The 21,996-nt window shown below is 46.7% G+C and carries 16 protein-coding genes; all 16 read left to right on the top strand.

The annotated features are described in order from the left end of the window. Nucleotides 1-51: 51 nt before the first annotated feature. Nucleotides 52-561, top strand: a complete 510-nt coding sequence (tssB, locus tag AACT21_RS10515; RefSeq protein ID WP_017043584.1) for a type VI secretion system contractile sheath small subunit — start codon at nucleotides 52-54, stop codon at nucleotides 559-561. Nucleotides 562-610: 49 nt separating this feature from the next. Next, a complete protein-coding gene (gene tssC, locus AACT21_RS10520) occupies nucleotides 611-2,086 on the top strand; it encodes a type VI secretion system contractile sheath large subunit (RefSeq protein WP_026027753.1) in 1,476 nt (491 codons plus the stop codon). A 2-nt stretch (nucleotides 2,087-2,088) separates the two neighbouring features. Then, nucleotides 2,089-2,526: a type VI secretion system baseplate subunit TssE gene (gene tssE, locus AACT21_RS10525; protein WP_013868295.1), complete on the top strand. Its 438-nt coding sequence runs from the start codon at nucleotides 2,089-2,091 to the stop codon at nucleotides 2,524-2,526. 6 nt (nucleotides 2,527-2,532) lie between these two features. After that, on the top strand, nucleotides 2,533-4,302 hold the full coding sequence (tssF, locus tag AACT21_RS10530) for a type VI secretion system baseplate subunit TssF (RefSeq protein ID WP_094150566.1): 1,770 nt from the start codon (nucleotides 2,533-2,535) through the stop codon (nucleotides 4,300-4,302). Further along, nucleotides 4,266-5,288, top strand: coding sequence for a type VI secretion system baseplate subunit TssG (gene tssG / locus AACT21_RS10535; protein ID WP_026028436.1), 1,023 nt, complete (start codon nucleotides 4,266-4,268; stop codon nucleotides 5,286-5,288). The genes tssF and tssG overlap by 37 nt, the downstream gene beginning before the upstream one ends. A gap of 4 nt (nucleotides 5,289-5,292) precedes the next feature. After that, a complete protein-coding gene (gene tagH, locus AACT21_RS10540) occupies nucleotides 5,293-6,765 on the top strand; it encodes a type VI secretion system-associated FHA domain protein TagH (RefSeq protein WP_094164126.1) in 1,473 nt (490 codons plus the stop codon). 2 nt (nucleotides 6,766-6,767) lie between these two features. After that, nucleotides 6,768-7,247, top strand: coding sequence for a type VI secretion system lipoprotein TssJ (tssJ, locus tag AACT21_RS10545; protein WP_013868298.1), 480 nt, complete (start codon nucleotides 6,768-6,770; stop codon nucleotides 7,245-7,247). Nucleotides 7,248-7,251: 4 nt separating this feature from the next. Next, nucleotides 7,252-8,586 (top strand): type VI secretion system baseplate subunit TssK, encoded by a 1,335-nt coding sequence (tssK, locus tag AACT21_RS10550; RefSeq protein ID WP_017044997.1) that lies wholly within the window; start codon nucleotides 7,252-7,254, stop codon nucleotides 8,584-8,586. A 2-nt stretch (nucleotides 8,587-8,588) separates the two neighbouring features. Next, nucleotides 8,589-9,362 (top strand): type IVB secretion system protein IcmH/DotU, encoded by a 774-nt coding sequence (icmH, locus tag AACT21_RS10555; RefSeq protein WP_026027751.1) that lies wholly within the window; start codon nucleotides 8,589-8,591, stop codon nucleotides 9,360-9,362. Nucleotides 9,363-9,385: 23 nt separating this feature from the next. Next, nucleotides 9,386-12,004: a type VI secretion system ATPase TssH gene (gene tssH, locus AACT21_RS10560; RefSeq protein WP_094164127.1), complete on the top strand. Its 2,619-nt coding sequence runs from the start codon at nucleotides 9,386-9,388 to the stop codon at nucleotides 12,002-12,004. A 2-nt stretch (nucleotides 12,005-12,006) separates the two neighbouring features. Beyond that, a complete protein-coding gene (locus AACT21_RS10565; RefSeq protein ID WP_176430204.1) occupies nucleotides 12,007-13,569 on the top strand; it encodes a sigma-54 interaction domain-containing protein in 1,563 nt (520 codons plus the stop codon). Next, a complete protein-coding gene (gene vasI, locus AACT21_RS10570; protein WP_094132563.1) occupies nucleotides 13,566-14,225 on the top strand; it encodes a type VI secretion system-associated protein VasI in 660 nt (219 codons plus the stop codon). Before AACT21_RS10565 ends, vasI begins: the two co-directional genes overlap by 4 nt. Nucleotides 14,226-14,234: 9 nt before the next feature. After that, nucleotides 14,235-15,632: a type VI secretion system protein TssA gene (tssA, locus tag AACT21_RS10575; protein WP_017046812.1), complete on the top strand. Its 1,398-nt coding sequence runs from the start codon at nucleotides 14,235-14,237 to the stop codon at nucleotides 15,630-15,632. Nucleotides 15,633-15,649: 17 nt separating this feature from the next. Then, entirely contained in the window at nucleotides 15,650-19,195 is a 3,546-nt protein-coding gene (gene tssM / locus AACT21_RS10580) for a type VI secretion system membrane subunit TssM (protein WP_013868305.1), read from the top strand. A gap of 57 nt (nucleotides 19,196-19,252) precedes the next feature. After that, on the top strand, nucleotides 19,253-20,548 hold the full coding sequence (locus AACT21_RS10585; protein WP_094164129.1) for a type VI secretion system ImpA family N-terminal domain-containing protein: 1,296 nt from the start codon (nucleotides 19,253-19,255) through the stop codon (nucleotides 20,546-20,548). Nucleotides 20,549-20,715: 167 nt separating this feature from the next. Further along, on the top strand, nucleotides 20,716-21,996 hold a 1,281-nt coding region (gene tssI, locus AACT21_RS10590), incomplete at its 3' end, for a type VI secretion system tip protein TssI/VgrG (RefSeq protein WP_141195252.1).

The following is a 21,996-nucleotide window of genomic DNA, read 5'->3' on the forward strand; positions in this document are numbered from 1 at the left end:
GCTCTTGTCCGTAATTTTGACAATGATTGGCATAGGTATTGGAGACGTAATATGTCTAAAGAAGGAAGTGTAGCTCCTAAAGAGCGGATTAATATTAAGTATATTCCAGCAACGGGAGATGCACAGGCTGAAGTTGAGTTACCGCTAAAAACTCTGGTGGTGGGTGATTTTAAAGGCCATACCGAAGAGACCCCACTTGAAGAGAGACAAACCGTTTCAGTGGACAAGAACAACTTTGAAGCGGTTATGCGTGAAAGCGATTTGAAACTGACCACTACAGTGCGCAATAAACTGAGTGGCGATGAAAATGCTGAGCTTCCTGTTGAGCTTAGTTTCAAATCTCTTGCTGACTTCGAACCGGATTCAGTGGCAGCACAAGTTCCAGAATTAAATAAATTGGTTGAGCTACGCCAAGCTCTTGTGGCCTTAAAAGGTCCTTTGGGCAATATTCCCGCGTTTAGAGAGCGTCTACAAGAGCTACTAAATTCGGAAGAATCGCGTGAAAAACTTCTATCTGAGCTAAGCCTAGTGAGCGGCAAAGAAGAAGAGCCCCAAGCATAAGGCTTGATCAACCCAACTTTTTATTTAATCAAATTTAGGAACGAAATTGATGTCTACTACTGAAGCCGTCTTAGAGAGACAAAGTGCCACCCAAGGCAGTTTACTTGATGAAATCATGGCACAAACGCGCATTGCACCGACTGAAGAAGGGTATGATGTTGCGAAGAAAGGGGTTGCTGCGTTTATTGAGAATCTCATCGGTTCGAATCAAACGGAAGAGCCGGTTAACAAATCACTCGTTGATCAAATGCTGGTTGAGCTTGATAAGAAAATCAGTGCTCAAATGGATGAGATTTTGCACGAAGAGCGTTTCCAGCAGATGGAATCGTCATGGCGTGGTTTGAAACTGTTTATTGACCGTACCGATTTTCGTGAAAACAACAAAGTCGATTTGTTGCATGTAACGAAAGGCGAGTTGCTTGAAGACTTTGAATTTGCACCAGAAACGACGCAATCCGGTCTTTATAAGCACGTTTATTCTTCTGGTTATGGCCAATTTGGTGGTGAGCCGACTGGCGCTATCATCGGTAACTTTGCTTTCACGCCATCAACCCCTGACATGAAGCTACTGCAATACATGGGTGCACTTGGTGCGATGGCTCATGCTCCATTCATTTCTAGTGTCGGCCCTGAGTTTTTTGGTATCGATTCTTTTGAAGAGCTACCAAATATCAAGGATCTTAAGTCAACATTTGAAAGCCCTAAATACACTAAATGGCGTTCTCTACGTGAATCAGAAGATGCGCGTTACCTTGGCTTGACTGCGCCTCGTTTCTTATTGCGCGTACCTTATGATCCAACAGAAAACCCAATTAAATCATTTAATTATGTGGAAAGTGTCAGCGCTTCACACGAACACTATCTATGGGGTAACACCGCGTTTGCTTTCGCTACTCGTTTAACCGATAGCTTTGCCAAGTACCGTTGGTGTCCAAACATCATTGGCCCACAAAGTGGCGGTGCGGTTGAAGATCTGCCAGTACACGTGTTTGAATCGATGGGTGCACTGCAAAGTAAGATCCCAACTGAAGTGTTGGTGACTGACCGTAAAGAGTTTGAATTAGCAGAAGAAGGTTTCATTGCTTTAACCATGCGTAAAGGCAGTGATAACGCCGCATTCTTCTCTGCAAACTCGATCCAAAAGCCAAAAATATTCCCTAATACCAAAGAAGGCAAAGAAGCGGAAACCAACTACAAGTTGGGTACGCAACTGCCATATATGATGATCATCAATCGCCTTGCACACTACGTCAAAGTGCTACAGCGTGAGCAAATTGGTGCTTGGAAAGAGCGTCAAGATCTTGAACGTGAGCTTAATGGCTGGATCAAACAGTACGTGGCTGACCAAGAAAATCCACCAGCAGACGTACGTAGCCGTCGTCCTCTTCGTGCTGCAAAAATCGAAGTCATGGATGTTGAAGGTGAACCAGGTTGGTATCAGGTCTCTCTCTCTGTTCGTCCTCACTTTAAGTACATGGGCGCGAACTTTGAATTGTCATTGGTTGGTCGATTAGATCAAGCATAACCATGACTTATATTGCACCTGAAGAGAGTGCATTTGGTGTCGGCTTCTTTGAACGTTTAGAAGCTGGCACCAAGCCTATGTCTTTGACCCAAGGGCCAAATGCGTGGGATGTGCTCCAATCAATCAAACGCAATGTTTCCAATATTTTGAATACTCGCATGGGTGAGGCACAAAGTGCTCCAACGTTAGGTTTAGTGGATTTTAACGATGCAACGTTAGAAACCTTAGACTTATCGCTGCGGATTAAGCTTGCGATACAAAGCTGCTTAGATGTGTATGAGCCCCGTTTACGAAATATTGTGATTCGATCCGAGTCGGACGTGTTTAGCCCTTTGATGCTGCGCTTCCATATTGTGGCCGAAATAAACAGTGATGCGTTACATGAGAAAGTGCAGTTCAACCTGCTACTGGATCAAAACCGAAAGTACCGAGTGTATTAGAAAATTATGGCTCAAGATAAGTACTTCAGAGAAGAGCTTGCTTTCCTTAAAGAACAAGGAAAGCATTTCACTGAAATTCATCCTCAACTCTCTCGCTTTTTACACGGTAAAACGACGGATCCTGATGTCGAACGTTTATTGGAAGGCTTCGCCTTTCTCACCGCTCGCTTGCGCGAAAAAGTTGAAGATGAATTTCCTGAGCTAACGCACTCCATCATCAACATGCTATGGCCAAACTACTTACGTCCTGTGCCAAGCATGAGTATTGTCTCGTTCACACCGGATAAAAGTGTCAGTGATAAGCAGCAAATCGCTCGTGGCACTCAGCTCGATAGCAAGCCTGTTTTCGGCACCAAATGCCACTTTAGAACCTGTCGTGACGTGCAGATTTACCCACTGAAATGTACTGACGTCACTGCGCAACATACTAGAGAAGCGACCATCATCGAAGTGTCGCTTAATATGTTGGGTGAGATAAGCGTCGGTGATGCGCATCTTGATGATCTGCGCTTTTACTTAGGTGGTGATAAATACAGCTCACAAATGCTCTATTTATGGCTCAACCACTACCTCGATAAGATTTCTGTTGAAGTCGCGGGGGTAGAATTTACGCTGCCGCGCAATAGCTTCCAAACGGTCGGATTTGATAGCGAGCAATCGCTTTTGCCCTATCCTTCCAATGTGTATGAAGGTTATCGCGTTTTGCAGGAATACTTGTCGTTTCCTGAAGCATTTCATTTTGTTGACATTACCCGTCTGGCTAGCGTAGTGCCGAAATCAGTGCATGGTGCGTTCAAACTGAAAATCAGTTTTTCGAAAACCCTGCCAGCGGACGTTCGAGTGCGTCAGGATAATTTCCAGTTGTACTGCACCCCTGTCATTAATTTGTTTGAACATGATGCCGATCCTATCGATTTAACGGGCAAGCGTTCAGAGTATCGCATTATTCCCTCTAGTCGTTACCCTTCTCACTATGAAGTGTTCAGCGTTGACGGCGTGTTCGGTTGGCAAGACAAAACTCAAGCCAGCCAACGAATTCGGGGTGAAAAACGTGTCTATTCAGCATTTGAAAGTTTTCAGCATGAAGTGGAGCGGGTTCGAAATCGTGAAGCGCTCTACTACCGCACACGAGTGAGAGACAGTATCCGTGGCGATGGATTTGATAATTTCATCTCTTTCATTCGCGGAGATGAAACGCAATCCATGCATGTCGATGAAGCCATCTCGCTCAAACTCACCTGCACCAATCGCTTATTACCGCTCGAACTCGGTGTCGGTGACATTTGTGAGCCGACAGACAGCTCGCCCCCCTTTGCCACTTTCAGCAATATTACCGTGCCTTCACAATCTCTGCGCCCAGTACTGGATGGCAGTCTATTGTGGGTATTGATTTCTAACTTATCGCTGAATTATTTATCGCTGCTGTCCAAAGATGCCTTAAGCAGTGTGTTGCGAGCTTACGATTTCAGAGCCTTGGTGGATCGCCAAGCGGAGCGTGTTGCGCGTTTGCGTCTTGAAGGGATCCAAAAAATTGAGTCGCAACCCGTGGATAAAATATTGCGCGGTTTGCCAGTGCGAGGGCTGCAATCGACGATTCATATTGATCAAAACTGTTTTGGTTCAGAAGGGGAGCTTTACCTCTTTGGCACAGTGCTTAGCCACTTTTTTGCCCTATATGCCAGCATCAATTCGTTTCATGAGCTGATCGTTATTAACTCGTCCAATCAAGAGAAGTACACATGGGGAACACAGACAGGAATGCAGCCATTGATCTAGAGATGGCTGCGGCGGCTGTGCCGGAGCCTCTACTGGGTTTACCAAGCGATGTACGAACGTACAACTTCTACCAGTTGGTGGAACTGCTGCAAAAACTTAATGCGTTTAATCCTGAATCAGAAGATTGGGAGCGGACATGCCAGTTGGTATTCAGTGCCAACCCAAGTTTAGGCTTTGCACCAGCAGACGTAACGGATTTACGTGAGTTCGCGGATGAGCGCCTGATCTTACAAACCAATTTTTTTGGATTAACTGGGGCACAGTCACCGTTGCCTGGTTTTATTTTGCAGCAATTGGTCGAAGAAGATCCCGGTGGTTTCAAGCGGCCCTTTTTAGATTTTTTCAATAACCGGTTGATTAACCTTGTGTATCGCGTATGGCGAAAGTATCGCTATTACGTCCGTTTTCAAGCGGGTGCGCAGGATCAATTTTCATCACAGCTGTTTGCTTTAGTCGGTTTGGGTGATGCGGACTTGCGCGGCGAAACACCGATAAATTGGTGCAAGATGCTGGCTTATGCGGGCACTTTGGCTGGCCGAAGTCGTTCACCGCAAGTGGTGTCTGGCATCATCGCGCACTGTTTTGATCTGCAAGAAGTCAGTATTCGCCAGTGGGTTCGACGCAAAGTCCGGATAGAGCCTTATCAGCAGTTTTGCTTAGGTAAGCAGAATGGTGAGCTTGGGATCAACAGCATGTTGGGGGAGTCAGTTATGGACTGTAACGGTAAGTTTGTTATCTGTATCAAAAACTTAACTCGAGAACGATTTGCCGATTTTTTGCCATCAGGCAAAGAACATCAACCGCTGTGTAAGTTGGTGGAGTTTATTTTACGAGAGCAGATGGCTTATGACCTTGAGCTGACCATGCACGAGAGCGAGGCTCCGGTGATGAGTTTATGTCATGACAGTGGTGTGGCTTTGGGTTGGTCATCATTTTTAGGGCGCGATTTGGCGGACAAAAGCGTGCTTATACAAGTAAGGCAATAGCGATATGCAGAAGAAGCAAACGCTTTCAATGGTAGTGACGAATGTGCAACTACTGGAATCAGGATTATCCGCACAAGCGATGTTTAATGTGCAAGGCGGTGTGATTGGCTCTGCAAGTGATGCGCATTGGCAGCTTCGTGACGGTAAAGGGAAAATTCAAAATCATCACTGTGCCATCCGTGTGATTGATGGTGCGTTTTGCATTCAAGATCTGGTTGGTAATACCTATGTTAATGGTTCCCATAAGCCGTTAGGGCAAGGTGCCTCGGCTAAGTTGGAGCATAAAGATGAAGTGGCCATTGGACCTTACCAAATTCGTGTCATTTTTGGTCAAGTGGGTGAAGACGATTCTCTGATTAATGGCTCTTTGGATCAGCTGTTTGCTAAAGAGGGGCTCGATCTACTCAAAGATGGTCCATTGGATGATATCAGCCGCGACGAGGATGAACCAGAGCCGAGTTCAATGGACCCTATCGCCGCTTTAGATGATTTATTGCAAGGCATTAAACAAGAAGAGTCGTTGCTTGAAGAGACGGAAAAACCACTCGCACAAGCACAACATTCATTAGTGCCAGAATACGATAGCCAGCAGTCGCAACTGCAGTTTACGCCTCAAGCTGACAGCGAGTATGAGATGACGTCATCGATTCGATTAAAGAAAATTCTCGGTTTTGGCAAAACCTCCACCGATTTACCACCTATTCCGGCTGTTGAGCACCATGAGACTGCGCAACCACCGACTCATTTGAACATTAATAACAGCATTTACAACGTACCTGAGGGCTTAGCGATGGACGATAAAGTATTAGATCTACTTGAGGAAGAAGTGGCGAGAAGCTACCACCCTCACTCCGAGCAACACAACAGCTCGTCAAACAATGCATCACACTTATTGACCGGCCCCATGCTCACCGGGCTAGGTGTTGACGTTGGCAATAGCCACGATATGGCGAAAATGCACATGCTTTCAGAAGAGCTTGGGCAATCGTTGCAAGCGTGTGTGCAAGGTTTGCTTGAGCTTCACCAGCAAGTGAGTGAAGGTCGTTTTGGTATGATGAATCGTAACTTGCAACCGATTGAAGATAACCCACTTCGCTTGGGGCTATCATACGAAGAAACCATTCGTACCCTGTATGATGTTGATAAAAGTGTGGTGCACTTGTCTGCCCCAGCGGCGATTGCCGAAAGCCTAAAAAATGTGCGCGACCATAACGAAGCAATGCAGCACGCCACTAGTGAAGCCCTAAATCAGATTCTTAATGCCTTTTCTCCTCAAGTGCTACTGCGCCGTTTCCAACACTACAAGCGCAATAGTGATGCACAGAACCACTCTTCAGATGCTTGGGCGTGGGAGATGTATTGCCACTACTACCAAGAGCTCACTTCTAATCGCCAAAAAGGATTTGAGAAACTGTTTTGGGAAATTTTCGAGCAGTCTTACGACAAGAAAATTCGTGAAAAACAGCTGGAGCTATAACGGTGAACAAGCGGTCTTTTGTCCTGCTGATGCTACTGACGGTATTAACCGCGTGTAGCTCATCAGAAAAGTATGAGCCAGCCACACAGCCGACCAAGGTAACGTTCAGTCTCGTTAGTGATGAAGGTACTAACCCTAATATTTGGGGTGAAGCGTCGCCGATAGAGGTTCAAGTGTTTGAGCTCAAAGATGATTCGATGTTTATGTCTGCCGATTATGACCAAGTAAAAGCAGACTACAAAAAAGCGTTACGCAGCAATTTTATCGCCAATTACGATTATGTAATGACACCAGGCCAGTTTAAGTTTGTGAACGCGTTCGAGATTGATGAAGGCACGAACTACATTGGGGTCATGGCGCATTTTGCTGAACCTGAGCTGAGTGAATGGAAAAAGGCCGTCAAAGTGCTTAACAAAGGTAGGGAATATCATCTTTTGATGTATTTCAAAGACTACGATGTAAAACTGGAAAGGGTGGAATAACAAGATGTTTGCGCGTAATCGTGTCATTTGGAATGAAGGTCTATTCATTAAACCGCAGCATTTCCAGCAGCAGCAACGCTATTTTGAATATCATATTGATGAACGCATCTCATCAGTCAGTGGCTATCTTTACGGAGTATCAGAGTTATCACTTAACCCTGAATATCTCTCTTTTGGTCGTATCGCGATCGAACGTGCGGTCGGCATTATGCCTGATGGAACCGTTTTCCGTATTCCTCAGGAAGATGTGTTGCCCGATGCGCTCGAGATTGCCGATGCTTCGCTTGCAAACCAGTTGGTCTATTTAGCGGTGCCACTTCGCAGTGAATCGTTAATGGAGATTAACTGGCCTGAAGAGCGTGGAACCGGGCGTTATTTAAGCAATCGTCTAGAAGTGCGTGATGTACATACCGTGCGCGGTGACACCACGACGCTAGATGTCTCACCTGTTCGTGTGCAGTTGATGCTTGAAAAAGAAGACAGAAGCTCTTACGCCTCAATCGCGATCGCTCGTATTTTAGAAAAACGTCCTGATGGCAGTGTCGTACTCGATCCGGACTTTATTCCGTGCCATCTTAATGTTGCGAGCAATGCGGCTTTGCACCGTTTTATTAACGAAATCTCTGGGTTAATGCGCGAACGTGCCAAAAACATTGCTCAGCGTATCAGTTCTCCCTCTCAAGGCGGGGTCGCGGATGTGTCTGATTTTATGTTGTTGCAAGCCCTGAATCGCTTACAACCCCAGATGCAACACTTGGCAGAGCTACGCAGTTTGCACCCGGAACGTTTATTTGAGTGCCTGTCATGCGTATGTGGAGAATTGGCTACATTTACCGATGAAAGTCGTTTACCACCGAGCATCCCGAGCTACAACCATGAAATGCCGACCCACTCTTTTGGGCCGCTGATCCGCAACTTAAGACAGAGCCTAAGTATCGTACTTGAGCCTAGAGCGGTCTCGATTCAGTTGGATAAACGTAAGTACGGCCTGATGGTTGCCCCAATCCACGACCCTCAACTGGTTGAAAGCGCAGAATTCATCATCGCGGTGAAAGCACGCATGCCATTAGATGAACTGCGTCGTCTCTTTACTCAGCAGACCAAAGTATCGTCAGTGGAGAAAATCCGCGAGCTCATTTCACTGCAATTACCGGGCATTCCAATTACACCGTTACCAGTGGCACCAAGGCAGTTGCCTTACCACGCCGGTTATACCTATTACCAATTGGATAAAACCAGCTCAGCATGGTCGATGTTAGGTCGCTCAAGTGGTTTTGCTTTCCATGTCGCGGGTGCGTTTGAAGATCTTGACCTGCAATTCTGGGCGATTAGGAGCTGATGATGGCCATTGATAAAAAAAACACCCAATACAGCGGTCTGCTTTTTGACAGCGTCGAGCAGATCAACCACGACCAAGATTACTGGTTTCAACTGCGTGGTGATAACCCTAATGTTTTGATTGATGCAGCTACCCCTCTGTTTGGTTTGTCGCTGCGGGTACGCAGCCTGTCAGAGTGCGACAACATTGAGCAGATCTACAAACAGACGGTAGAAGAGATTAAAGCGATTGAAATCGAGCTTGCCGAGCAAGGGTTTGAGCATGCGATTTTGATGGCTTATCGCTACATTCTGTGTGCGTTTTTGGATGAAGCCGTCATGGGAACCGAGTGGGGTGCATCCAGTGTGTGGGCTGAACATTCTATGCTGTCTCGTTTCCACAGTGAGACTTGGGGCGGCGAAAAAGTGTTTACCATCTTAAGTCGCTTGGAAGGTGAACCTAAACGTTATCGCGCGTTGCTAGAGTTTATCTATCAATGCCTAGTGTTAGGTTTTGAAGGTAAATACCGTGTGATGGAAAGCGGCCACAACGAGCGTGAAAAGGTGATCAGTCGTTTACATGACACCGTCAGTTCGTTGGATGAAAACGAGCCGAAAGAACTGACCTCCGCCACGGACCATGTGGTGAAATCAAAATATAAGTTAAGCAGGCAGTTACCGGTTTGGTCAGTACTGCTTGGTTTTGTCATTATTTGGGTCGGTGTGTTTTTAGGCTATTCCTATTTACTGCACAGCCAATCGGCAGACGTATTAAACCAATTGAACCAAATACTCTAATTATAAAAGGCTAGGTGATTGTAGTGATCCGTATTGAATTACCCACATTAATTTCAAAACTCAATGAACAGAGTAAGCTAGCCCTAGAGCAAGCCGCTTCATTATGTATTGAACGTCAGCACCCAGAAGTGACCTATGAGCATTTCCTGCATGTGCTGTTAGAGAACCCACTTTCGGATGTGCGTGTGATAGCTAAGCACGCTAACTTAGATGTGGAAACCGTAAAACAAGCCATCAGTGCAAGTTACGCTCGTGAGCAAGTGTTAGATACCTATCCAGCATTCTCGCCACTGTTGGTTGAGCTATTGCAGGAAGCTTGGTTGCTTTCTACCACTGAGCTGAATCAGAATCAGCTTCGTTCAGGTGTGGTGTTTTTAGCCGCGTTGATGCGCGCTGATCGTTACCTACCACTTAAACTAATCCGTCTTTTTGAACACATCAACAAAGAGAGCCTAAACAAAGGGTTTGATACGCTGTTGCAAGACTCTTCCGAGTCGGCGGTTGAAAAAAGCAAAGCGGGTTCTCAAGCTCCTGCCGCGCTGGATGCAGCGTCATCTTCGCCACTGCATAAATACTGCACCAATGTCACGGCGCAAGCGCGTAACGGCGAACTTGACCCAGTATTGTGTCGTGAAAACGAACTCAACTTGATGATCGACATTTTGTGTCGTCGTCGTAAAAACAACCCTATCGTTGTGGGAGATGCTGGTGTCGGTAAAAGCGCTATGATTGAAGGACTTGCATTGCGCGTCGTTGCGGGCAATGTGCCGACACAGCTGCAAAATGTAGAGTTGTGCTCACTCGATCTCGGCTTGTTGCAAGCGGGTGCTTCGGTCAAAGGTGAATTTGAAAAACGTCTTAAAGGCGTGATTGACGCGATCAAAACCTCGCCTAAACCGATCATTTTGTTTATCGATGAAGCGCACACTTTAATTGGTTCTGGCAACCAAGAGGGTGGTAGTGATGCGGCCAACTTGCTCAAGCCAGCTCTTGCGCGAGGCGAGCTCAGTACTGTCGCAGCCACCACATGGAAAGAGTACAAAAAGTATTTTGAAAAAGATCCTGCGCTGACTCGTCGTTTCCAGTTAGTGAAATTAGAAGAGCCGAGCATCAGCCAAGCAGTAGATATTCTGCGTGGCTTGAATCGTGTTTACGAAAAAGCCCATAACGTATTGATTACTGATGATGCATTGAAAGCCGCCGCCGAGCTTTCAGCGCGTTACATTTCAGGTAGACAACTGCCGGATAAAGCGATTGATGTGTTGGATACTGCTTGCGCGCGTATTGCAATTAATATCACCACACCGCCGAAGCGCTTAGCGCAACTAGAGACCGCTTGCCATCAACGTCAACTTGAAATTGATATGCTTGAGCGTGCTCAATATTTAGGTCAAGTGGTTGATTCGCATCGCTTGGATGAGCTATGTAGCCAAGAAGTGGCCGATGAAGCTGAAAAAGCGACCTTGACTCAAAGCTGGCAAGAGCAAAAAGCGATCATTGAGCGCATTATTACCCTACGCGATCAGCTCTTAGATGGCGCTGAGGATCATGGTGAGCAGACCCAAGTTGAGCGCGATGCGTTACTTGTTCAATTGCAGGAGCAATATCGAGCTTTAGAAGAGATCCCTCATAATGATCGCCTCATGCATCCACAAGTCGATGCTCAGCAAATAGCGGAAGTGATTGCGGACTGGACGGGCGTGCCCGTTGACCAAATGAACAGCGATGAGCTGCATAAAATCACCCACCTAACGGCTATTTTAGGTGAGGCAATCAAAGGGCAAGATACTGCGATTGAGCGTGTTCACCGTAACTTATTAACGGCGCGCGCGGATTTGCGCCGTCCGGGGCGTCCAAAAGGTTCCTTCCTACTCGTGGGTCCAAGTGGCGTTGGTAAAACCGAAACGGTAGTCCAACTGGCGCAACAACTTTATGGTGGTAAACAATTTTTAACCACTATCAACATGTCGGAATATCAAGAAAAGCATACCGTTTCACGCCTGATTGGTTCGCCTCCGGGTTATGTTGGTTATGGTGAGGGTGGCATTCTTACCGAAGCGATTCGTAAAATGCCGTACTCTGTGGTGCTGTTAGACGAAGTTGAAAAAGCGCACCCAGAAGTGCTCAATATTTTCTACCAAGCCTTTGATAAAGGTGAGCTGGCCGATGGTGAAGGTCGAGTGATCGACTGCCAAAACATCGTCTTCTTCCTCACCTCGAATTTAGGTTACCAAACCATAGTCGATTACGCGCAGCAGCCTCAGTTGCTTGATGAGCAGCTTTACCCAGAACTTGCGGCTTTCTTCAAACCCGCCTTACTGGCTCGTATGGAGATTATTCCGTATCTACCGCTCAGCAAAGAAGTGCTAGAGCAGATTGTGCGTGGCAAGTTAACCCGCCTTGAGCAGCTCTTTAAACAGCGTTATGCCGCTGACGTGGTGATTGAAGATAGCTTGATCGAAGAGATCTTAAGCCGTGCAACGCGCTCTGAAAATGGGGCTCGTATGCTGGAAGCGATCATCGAAGGTCAATTACTACCACCGATTTCATTAGCTTTGTTAAATAAACTGGCTGATAAACAACCAGTGCAACGCATCTATTTAGCGGCGGAAGAGGGTGAGTTTATTGGAGAGGTTGAGTGATCATGAGTCACTGGTTAGCTTACGCAACCGAGCTTGTTGTCGCGAGAAAGCCTAGCCAATTGGCCGCATTGTTTGTAGAAACGCTGCGCCGAGAGCTAAGGCTCGATACTTGCTTGTTACTGGTTCCCAGTTCAGACGGCCGTACCTTAGTGCCACAGGATAACCCGCTGAATTTAAGCTGGTCGGTCACCGATTTTGATTGTCCGTTTGCTCATGTATTGCAATCGGCCAAATCGATGCACTTAACCGCTGATGAATTGGTTTTTTGGCAATCTAATCGCCTGTTTAGTCAACTCACTAGCCGGGTCGGCATGCTAGATAGCGTGGTTGTACACCCGTTACCTAATGGGGATACACAAGTTCAGTCTATTTTGCTGTTGATTGGTGAAACCCATACCTTGGAAGGCCTATTTGAGCAGCCAGATTTTATCAAGTATGTGGATGTGTTTTGCCATCAGTGGTCGTTGCTTAATGAGATGCAACGGGAAGAACAAAATCGACAAAACTTATCGGAATCCTTGTCTGACGTCCAGCGAGACAACGCTCGTCGCTCATTAATTGCGAGCCTCTCTGAAACCTTAATCGGTAACAGTTTGGCGATGAAAAAATTAAGAGAGCAGATCATCAACGCCGCGCCATCACAGCTTTCAGTGATGGTGCAAGGTGAAACAGGGACAGGTAAAGAGTTGGTCGCGCAAGCGGTGCACCAACTCTCGCCCCGTAAACAAGCGCCATTTGTTGCTATTAACTGCGCGGCTATCCCTGAAAACTTATTGGAAAGTGAACTGTTCGGCTACTGCAAAGGGGCGTTTTCCGGCGCGGATAGCGATAAACAAGGGTTGATTGCGCAAGCCGGTGGCGGAACCCTGTTTTTGGATGAAATCGGTGATATGCCCTTGAGCCTGCAAGCCAAATTACTGCGGGTGTTGGAATCTCGATCTTTTCGGCCGATTGGCGGTAAAAACGAACAATCTTCTGATTTTCGTTTGGTTTCAGCAACGCATGTCAATCTCCTCGAACAAGTGCGTAATAAATCGTTTCGTCAGGATCTTTATTACCGCTTATTTCAGTACCCGATCACTTTGCCACGTCTTGCGGCAAGGATGGATGACATTGAACGGCTTAGCCAACATTTTGTGCGCAGCTTTAATCAGCAGCATGCAACCAACATTCGGGGTGTGCACTATAAAGCGATCGATTGCCTAAAACGTTATGACTTTCCCGGTAACGTGCGTGAACTCAAGCACCTTATTGAATTTGGTTGTGCGCAAACACTGGATGGCACACAGGTGGAGGAGTCCTGCTTTACACAACGTTTAGCATACACTAAAGCCGAACAGCAGCCAGAGACTGAACGACATGGGCATAAGGTCGCTAAAGCTGAGTCAGGTGTCAGCCGAGTGGTGGATGATTTAAAACAAGCGGTGAATGAATTTGAGTCTCGTATTATCCGTGAGCGCCTCCAATATTTTGCTGGTGACAGGGCCAAAGCGGCCCAAAGCCTCGGTATTCCCAAGCGGACCTTGGCCTATAAATGCCAAAAATTGGAGATTAAAACACCATGAATAAACGGTTGTTTAGGCTCACAGTTTGCCTCTCTATGACGCTGTATTTTCCCATGGCAAATGCGGAAAATGACGCTGTAGCACAAGCAGAGCAATGCACTACGATCACATCTCGGTTAGAGCGATTGAGCTGTTTTGACCACCTGTTTAAAACGCCTTCTGACGTGGTGATGCCTCAAGCGGCAACGCCCAATGCGCCGCTATCTTGGCAACGCGCCTTTGATAGCATCAGCCAGTATCAAGACGGGGAAGCAAGTCACTTAACCGTGGAAGGTGACGATGATAAAGGTAATGCGTGGATTACTTTGGTTGCGTTAAATCAAAATACAAAGTTTGACGATAACGCTAAACCTGTGCTGCTGATGAGCTGTATCGACAATTTGAGTCGAGTGGAATTGGCGTTTCCTAGCGCGATTGATGACCCTCGCATCCAAGTGTCGATTGCTAATATGCAGGCACAATCTTGGCGTAGTGACGATTTAGGTTTGCTCTTTTCCTCAGGCAGAGGCATGCCAGCGATTGAGATGATGAAAGCGATGGCGCGAGAAAATCGCCTTGTGCTGCGTTCAAACTCTCCTTTTGTTGATGGATTGCAGTTTGATGCGAGCGAGCTTTCGCAATCATTAACGGCACTAAAAACACGCTGTGGTTGGTAAGGAGTTCCAATGGAGTTAACCGATTATCGCCGCTGTATTACTCAGCCTATTCAAGCCGATAACCCTGTGGGTGAGCGGCTGATTGATGATCCGCTGTTTGATTTTGTTGAAGATCAAATGATGAAAGTGGGGTCACTCTCCCACGCTAGTGTGCAATGGGATGAAGTCGAACACAGTACGCTCAAACTGCTCAGCGAAAAAAGTAAAGATCTCAAATTATTGATCTACTTGTTGCAGTGTTTGCATAACCAAGTCACACCGCTACGTTTCACCACGTCGCTGCAGCTGCTGAGCGATTTCATGTCCCTTTACTGGGAAGATTGCTTCCCTGCGCCAGGCAAAAGAGGCAGTTTGCCACGTCGCAAATTCTTCAGCCAGATTGTGCAGCGGTTAGCCTTAGTCATCGACAAGTTAGATTTCGCACAATTTGATGGACCAGATCGTGATGAGTTAAACACCGCGATCGACGCGCTACAGCAAGCGACTACTCAAGCCGGACTGATGTCTGAAAGCGTTGAAAGTCTAGTGGCTAAAGTTCAAGCCCAACTGCGCCGTGCAACAGAACGTGAGCAAGCGACTCAACATGTGCAAGAGACTCCGGCGGTTGAACGTAAAACCACCACCCAGAGCGCCATCTCAGTCGACAGTTCAAGTGACAAAGCTACTAAGCAGACCTTACTAAAGGTAGCTGAGTTTTTGTCTGAACAAGAGTTCGGCATTGCCTTGGCAATACGAGTCAGGCGTTTTGCCGTGTGGTCAAGTATTACCTCATTACCTGAGCACGACGTCAGCGGTGAAACACTGTTACGGGCGATGGCGCAAGAACGAATCAAAGAGTATCACGACCAAATGCGTAGCCCAGATTTAGCCTTATGGCGCAAGGTAGAGCAGAGTTTGACCATGGCACCTTACTGGTTTGAAGGGCAGATGATGAGCTATCAAATCGCGCAAAGCTTAGGCCAAAAGGCGTGGAGTGAAGCCATTTTGAGTGAAAGCCAGCAGTTTGTGGCACGTCTACCTGCGCTGCTCGAGTTGAAATTCAAAGGAGGCGAGCCTTTTGTCAATGCGAGCGTAAAAGAGTGGCTACTCAGCCAGCAGCAAAGTAGCGCCCAAGGCCAAGTAGCAGGTGATTGGCAAGACAAACGCAAAGAGGCGTTTAGCTTAGCGAAAGAGGGAGGCATTGCGGTGGCGCTCTCTATGCTCAACGATGGTCTGGTCAGCGCCAGTGAGCCAAGGGATAAATTCTATTGGCGGTTATTATCGGCTGATTTGTTAAATAGCAATAATTTAGATGCGATGGCGAAAGAACAGTACCAAACGTTACATGCTCAGGTTAGCACCATGAGCGTTACCGATTGGGAACCCTCATTAGTTGAGCAATTAGAACAATACACAACGTCAGAGTAAACGAAGGACACAAACCCATGTGGAAATTTATTGTTGGGATCGCAAGAAAGTTAACACCGGGCATTGCCGCGGCGATGCCTATTTTGCTATTTAGCACATTCATTCTATTGAATGTTGCGATTTGGTGGGCAGGCCCTTGGCTAGAGATCGCGGGTAATAAGCCACTTGAATCGATAACCGCTCGCGCAGTGGCAAGTAGCTTGTTCACTTTAGGTGCATTGGCCGTTTGGGGTGTTTGGCAGTGGCGAAAATTGCAAGGTTTTAAAGCCGAGCAAAAGCGTGAAGATCAGCTTCGCCAAGATCCAATTAAAGCCTATGAAGAGCGCCAAGAGGTTGAGCTGAACCAAGTGATGGTCAGCATGAAAGAGAACCTCAATAAACGTAATTATCTTTATGCGTTGCCATGGTATTTAGTGCTCGGTTTGGAAAATGCCGGTAAAACCAGCCTCATCAACCGCTCTGGGCAAAACTTTGTTTTTTCTTCGGTAATGCGAGCCTCGGGTCAAAAAAGTGAAAACCCGTATTCGTTTGATTGGTGGATTGGCGATGAATCGGTATTGATTGATCCAGATGGAGAGCTACTGACACAAGGTAACCATAGCAATGATAACGATGGTGCGATGGAGCGCCGTTTGTGGCTTCATTTTGTTAATTGGTTGGAGAGAACGCGTAGCCGTCGTCCACTTAACGGTATTGTTTTAGCGTTAGACGTTTCTCACTTAGCAACCGCAACTGCAACCGAGCGTAAAGCTTACGCCAATTTATTACGTGCTCGCTTACGTGAACTGATGGAGACGTTATCCACGCGTCTACCTGTCTATATTGCATTGACGAAATTGGATTTATTACACGGTTTTGAACCTTTCTTTAAACATTACTCGCGCAGTCAGCGTGAAGATGTGCTGGGCTTTACCTTTTCGCTCGACTCTATTGATGACTTGGATAACTGGCTCAACGAGTTTTCAAAAGACTACAGTCAGTTTGTTGAGCGCATTAATGATGTACTGCCGCATGCGGTTTCTGTACCTATGGATCTCGAAGAGCGCAATGCTATTTATAGCTTCACGCGTCAAATTTCTGGTTTAAAAGAGATCTTATTACAATTTTTCAACGATGCATTGGCCAGTGATCAGTTCTCTACGTCGGCTTTGGTGCGTGGTGCGTATTTCACTTCTGTGTATCAACAGGGCGTACCCACAAACGCATTTGATGATGCCGCTTCACGTCGTTACGGGCTAGATCATGCCATCAACAAAGCGCAGCAAGCCAAAAACTCAACGGTTTATTTCACACAAAAGCTGTTTAATAACATCATCTATCCTGAAGCTGGGCTTGCCTCAGATAATTTTCGTGTTGCGAAGCAAAAACGGCGCTTGATTGGTTTGTCAGTAGTGGCCGGCTCTATTGCAACTGTGTTATTAGTCGGCACTTGGCATCGTTATTACCTTAGTAACGTGAAGCACTCTGATGCGGTGTTAGCGAAAGTAAACGAGTACAAAAACGAGTTCCCCTCTAATCTTTATTTAGCCTCTCAGCAAGATGTTCTCGTGCCGCTCAATAAAATTCGTGAAGCGACGTTAGAGTTTGGCTTCTTCCGTGATAAACCACAGTACATTTCCGATTTTGGTTTGTACCAAGGCCACACGATTGGTCCAATGGTTGAAGCTACTTATTTGAATTTATTGGAAAACCGATTTTTACCTCTGCTAATGGCTGATGTCGTTGTGCAGCTTAACCAAGCCAAAACAGATGAAGAGAAACTGGCCGTGCTGCGTGTTTATCGCATGATGGTAGATAAAAGTGGCCGCTATAAGGATTATGTACTCGATTATTTCTCCAAATACTGGCAGCAAGAGTTCGCTGGGCAACGCGTGATCCAAGAAGAACTACTGGGGCATTTAGACTACGCCATGTTACACACGGATTTAGCGGGTGATCGCGCGCGCGGTGATCGCAATGCAGAGTCGGTGATGAAGCCTTATGATCAGGTGGTGGCGAAAGTGCAGTCTGATCTTGGTTCTATGCCTAACGATCAACGTGTTTACCGTAATTTGAAGTTGAATGCACAAACGGTTCTTGGCCCCTCGATCAATTTACGCAACTTGATTGGCCCCGTCTTTGATGTGGTTTTTGAAGAGCGAGTGGTCAACAGCAGCTCTCTGTATATTCCGCAAATGCTTACCAAAAAAGGGTTTGAAGATTACTTCATGCCGCAATCAGAATCCGTTTCTGAGCTGGCCTTGATCGACAGTTGGGTACTAGGGCAATCCAAATCGGCTCAATTTAGCGAAGCGGATAAGCATGACCTTCGTAACAAAATCCGCAGCTTGTATGTGGCGGACTACACCAATACCTGGCGTGCGGCTCTTAATGAAATCAGCGTTAAGTATTTTAGCGACATCAATGACGCGGTGTCAGTATTAGAAAACTTTACCGGCAACATTGAACCGATGCAGCGTTTGCTTCGCACTTTAGAAAGCAATACTCAAATGTATGCCAGTGTGCCTAAAGATGAAGCCGCGCAAAAAGAGCTGTTAAAAAATCCAAAATACAAAGTTGCTTCGCAGATTGATGCGCCCTTTGCTGAACTAAACGCTATGCTCAAGCCAGTCGGTGATAAGCCAGCGTACATCAATGAAGTATTAGTGGCGGTGGAAGAGTTACAAAATTACCTCAAATCTATTCAAGAAGCGCCAGATGTTGGTATGGCTGCGCTTGATGCCACCAAAGCACGCGTAAAATTAGTGAACGCTGATCCAATTTACACGGTGAAACGTATTGCATCAGGTTTGCCTAAACCGCTCGATACTATGGTGTCTAAACTGGCGGATGAGAGTTGGTATGTTGTCAAACAAGAAGCGATTAAGCACCTTGAAGTTCGTTGGCATGACGATGTTTACAAAACCTTTGAAGAGAAATTAGCTGGGCGCTATCCATTTAATGAGTCATCCAACAAAGACAGTTCTCTTTCTGACTTTGAAGCGTTTTTTGCGCCCAATGGCACATTAGACAACTTCTACAACAACCAGCTAAGAATGTTTGTGGAAGAAAATATTGCGGTCAATGATGACGATAACGCGCAGTCGATTATTCGCAAAGACGTTCTAGAACAGCTCAAGCAGGCGAAGAAAATTCAGCAAGCTTTCTTTAACCGCAAAGGGGTCTTAGACGTTAGTTTCTCGGTTGAACCGTTACGCTTGAGCAACAACAAACGCCGCAGTGTGCTGAATGTTGATGGTCAATATCTCGCTTATAGTCACGGCCCAAGAGACAGTGTCGAGTTGATTTGGCCAAATACGCTGCGTGATTCTGCGATCTCTAAAGTAACGTTAGTGCCGACTAAAAATAATATGTCGCCACGAAGTATTAATATCCAAGGTCCGTGGGCATTTTTCCGCTTGCTTGAACAAGGTGATGTGGTGGGTGCTAGTTCCACGTCGGTTGACTTTAAGTTTGCAGTTGACGGTGGTGAGATGATTTATCGACTCAATTCAGAGGCAGATATTAACCCATTCACCGAGCGGTTATTTAAGTCATTCAAACTCTCGAAAACCCTTTACTAAAATAATAGTGAGGAGCGATTGGTCATCGCTCCTCAACTCACTTAGGACGCTGTAGTCATGTCCAATATTGTATTTATCGACCACGCTCGTTTTCATTTGATAGATGATGCTGCCGCTGTTCGTCACATTGATGCCTACCAAAAGGTGAGAGATGAGATCAATCGTCGTAACAACCCATTATCAGGTGGTCCAGACTGGGCTGTGGTGAAAGTTGCTTGTGAAACATTAGCAAAAGGCCCGGGGATTGACCTTTTGCTGTGCGGTTATTACACCGTAGCCTGTTTAAAAATGCAGGGTTTAGCGGGATACGCCAATGGTGTTGAACTGCTGTGCTGCTGCTTAAGTAATTTGCCAAAACCGGACGTAAAATCGGCGAAAATGCGCAAGGAAGTGCTCGATTGGGTTAATGCTCGTGTAGTGCGGGAGTTAAAAGATCTGCGTCCGAATCATGAAGCACTGCGTGATTTATACCGTTGTGAGCGCTTTTGTGAGCGCATGCATGCCATTTTAGAGCTGCAACAGCCCGACTATTTGGTTGATTTCGAAGGAGTAGGTTTTGCTATTTTTGAACATATTGATCGTTTAGAAACGCAATATCATTCGCTGCTAAAGCGCCATACTCAAACGGAACAGGTTGAGCAGGTGCGTAATCAAAAGCGCTCACGTGTTACGCATGTGGCCGCTTTTATATCCGGTGTTCTTGGTGTTGTGATGGTGTATGGAGCCGTCACTTATTTGCCGTTTTTCAACTCAATATCTTATGCAACCAACCTAAGGTTACCTGCTTTACATACGCCAGAGCAGGTCAATGCGTTTCAACAGGCCAACTCGCCAGCCAAGCTTGAACAGTTGTCAAATGAGATTGTGCCATTGTACCGAGAGGCGATTGAGCAAAAAATGGCGCTCTCTTTTGAATCGGCTCGTGTTGAAGCCCAGCAAGTGTTGGATGCGTTATTGCAACTTTATCCCCAAACCGAATCGGTGCTGGAGGTTGATCAAGCGTTTGCCGATGCTAAGCGTGAAGCTCTGCAACAAACTGAGCGCTTTATGGAGCGTTTTAGTGAAACGCGAACCAAGATGGCCAACATCGCGCTGCTCGCGCAAAAAGGAAAATTAACCGAACTGCAAAGACAAACCAAATCGCTGGAGGAGTTCGCTATTAGTCTGTCACCTATTTATGGGAGAGCTGCATATGTCGAAGAGTTGCTCAAAAAAGGTGATGTTGTACAGGCTGAACAGGAGTTTATGATTCTGAAGCAGCGGCTTAATAATTTGAGCTGGAAAATGGCCGAGCTCGACAAGCAGTTTGAGCATTTGACTGTGACACATAATCAGGAAGCTCAGACTCAATAAGCTGAGCAACAATTGGTTATTGAAGGGCAACTTTTTGCTCATATCAGGCAGTTTGTTGCCTTTGTCAATCGAGCTGTTTATAAGCTCATGAATATCAAAGAAAAATATCTGGCACTGCACTTGCTGTACTAGTGTCATTTTGCGATAAAAGAGTGGAAGGGAAAAAGATGGCAAGGTTAAGTTTTAGGCTCACCGTGGAGGGTTTGGCAGACGACACGCTAGTGGTGCGTGAATACCAAGGCGTGGAATCGCTGTCTGATAGCGCGCAAGCGGGCCTGCATTGCTACGGTTTTCGCTATGAGATAAAACTGGCCAGTCGCCAATCTGGCTTAACGGCGCTGGAGCTGGTGGACAAAACCGCTCAGCTTGAGATGCTGCGTGATGGCCTTGTCGTGCAGCGCGTGCACGGCATTGTGCGCCAGTTCAGTAAAGGCGATATTGGCCATCATCACACCTTTTACTCACTGACCTTAGTCCCGGCATTAGAGCGGCTATCACTGCGCCAAAACAGCCGTATTTTCCAGCTCAAAACCGTTCCTGAAATCCTCTCCATCGTACTGCAAGAAATGGGCATTAACGACTACGCCTTCTCGCTGAAACGTGAGTGTGCTCAGCGTGAATTCTGCGTGCAGTACCGTGAGACGGATATCGACTTCTTGCACCGCTTAGCCGCCGAAGAAGGCTTGGTGTATCACTTCATTCATGAAGAGGGGAAACACACCCTCTTTTTCAGTGACGACAGCCAAAGCCTGATAAAGCGAGAAACGCCTATCCCTTACAACGCCCTTGCGGGTGGCGTGATGGAGAGCCCTTATGTGTCGCAATTAACGCAACACAGCCAAACCGAAGTGAGCCACAGCGCGCTGCAAGATTACAGCTTTAAAAAGCCGAGCTACTCGTTTGCCCAGCAAGCGCAAGGGCGCGAGATGGATTACCAGCAAGCGACCTACGAGCACTTTGATGCACCGGGTCGCTTTAAAGACGACGTCAGCGGCAAAGCCTTTAATCAAATTCGCTTAGAGTACTTACGACGAGAAGCGCGTACCGCGAGCGGAAAAAGTAACCATCCTGGCCTGCAAGCGGGCACAAAGTTCGACTTACAAGAGCATCTTGACGACAGCGCGAACCGCGATTGGGTTGTAGTGCAAGTGCATCATCAAGGGCGTCAGCCACAAGCATTGGAAGAAGAGGGCGGCAGTGGCGCGACCACGTACAGCAACCAATTCACGCTCATTCCTGCTGATGTCACGTGGCGTGCGACACCGCAAGCCAAACCTCAAGTGGATGGCCCTTGCATGGCGTTAGTCGTGGGCCCTGACGGCGAAGAAATCTTCTGTGACGAACATGGCCGCGTCAAACTGCATTTCCCGTGGGACAGATATTCCAACGGCGATGAACACAGCTCATGCTGGGTGCGCGTCTCACAAGGTTGGGCTGGCAGCCAATAT

Origin of the sequence: Vibrio sp. V08_P9A1T1 (assembly GCF_963874405.1) — a bacterium.
Taxonomy (GTDB): Bacteria; Pseudomonadota; Gammaproteobacteria; order Enterobacterales; family Vibrionaceae; genus Vibrio; species Vibrio anguillarum.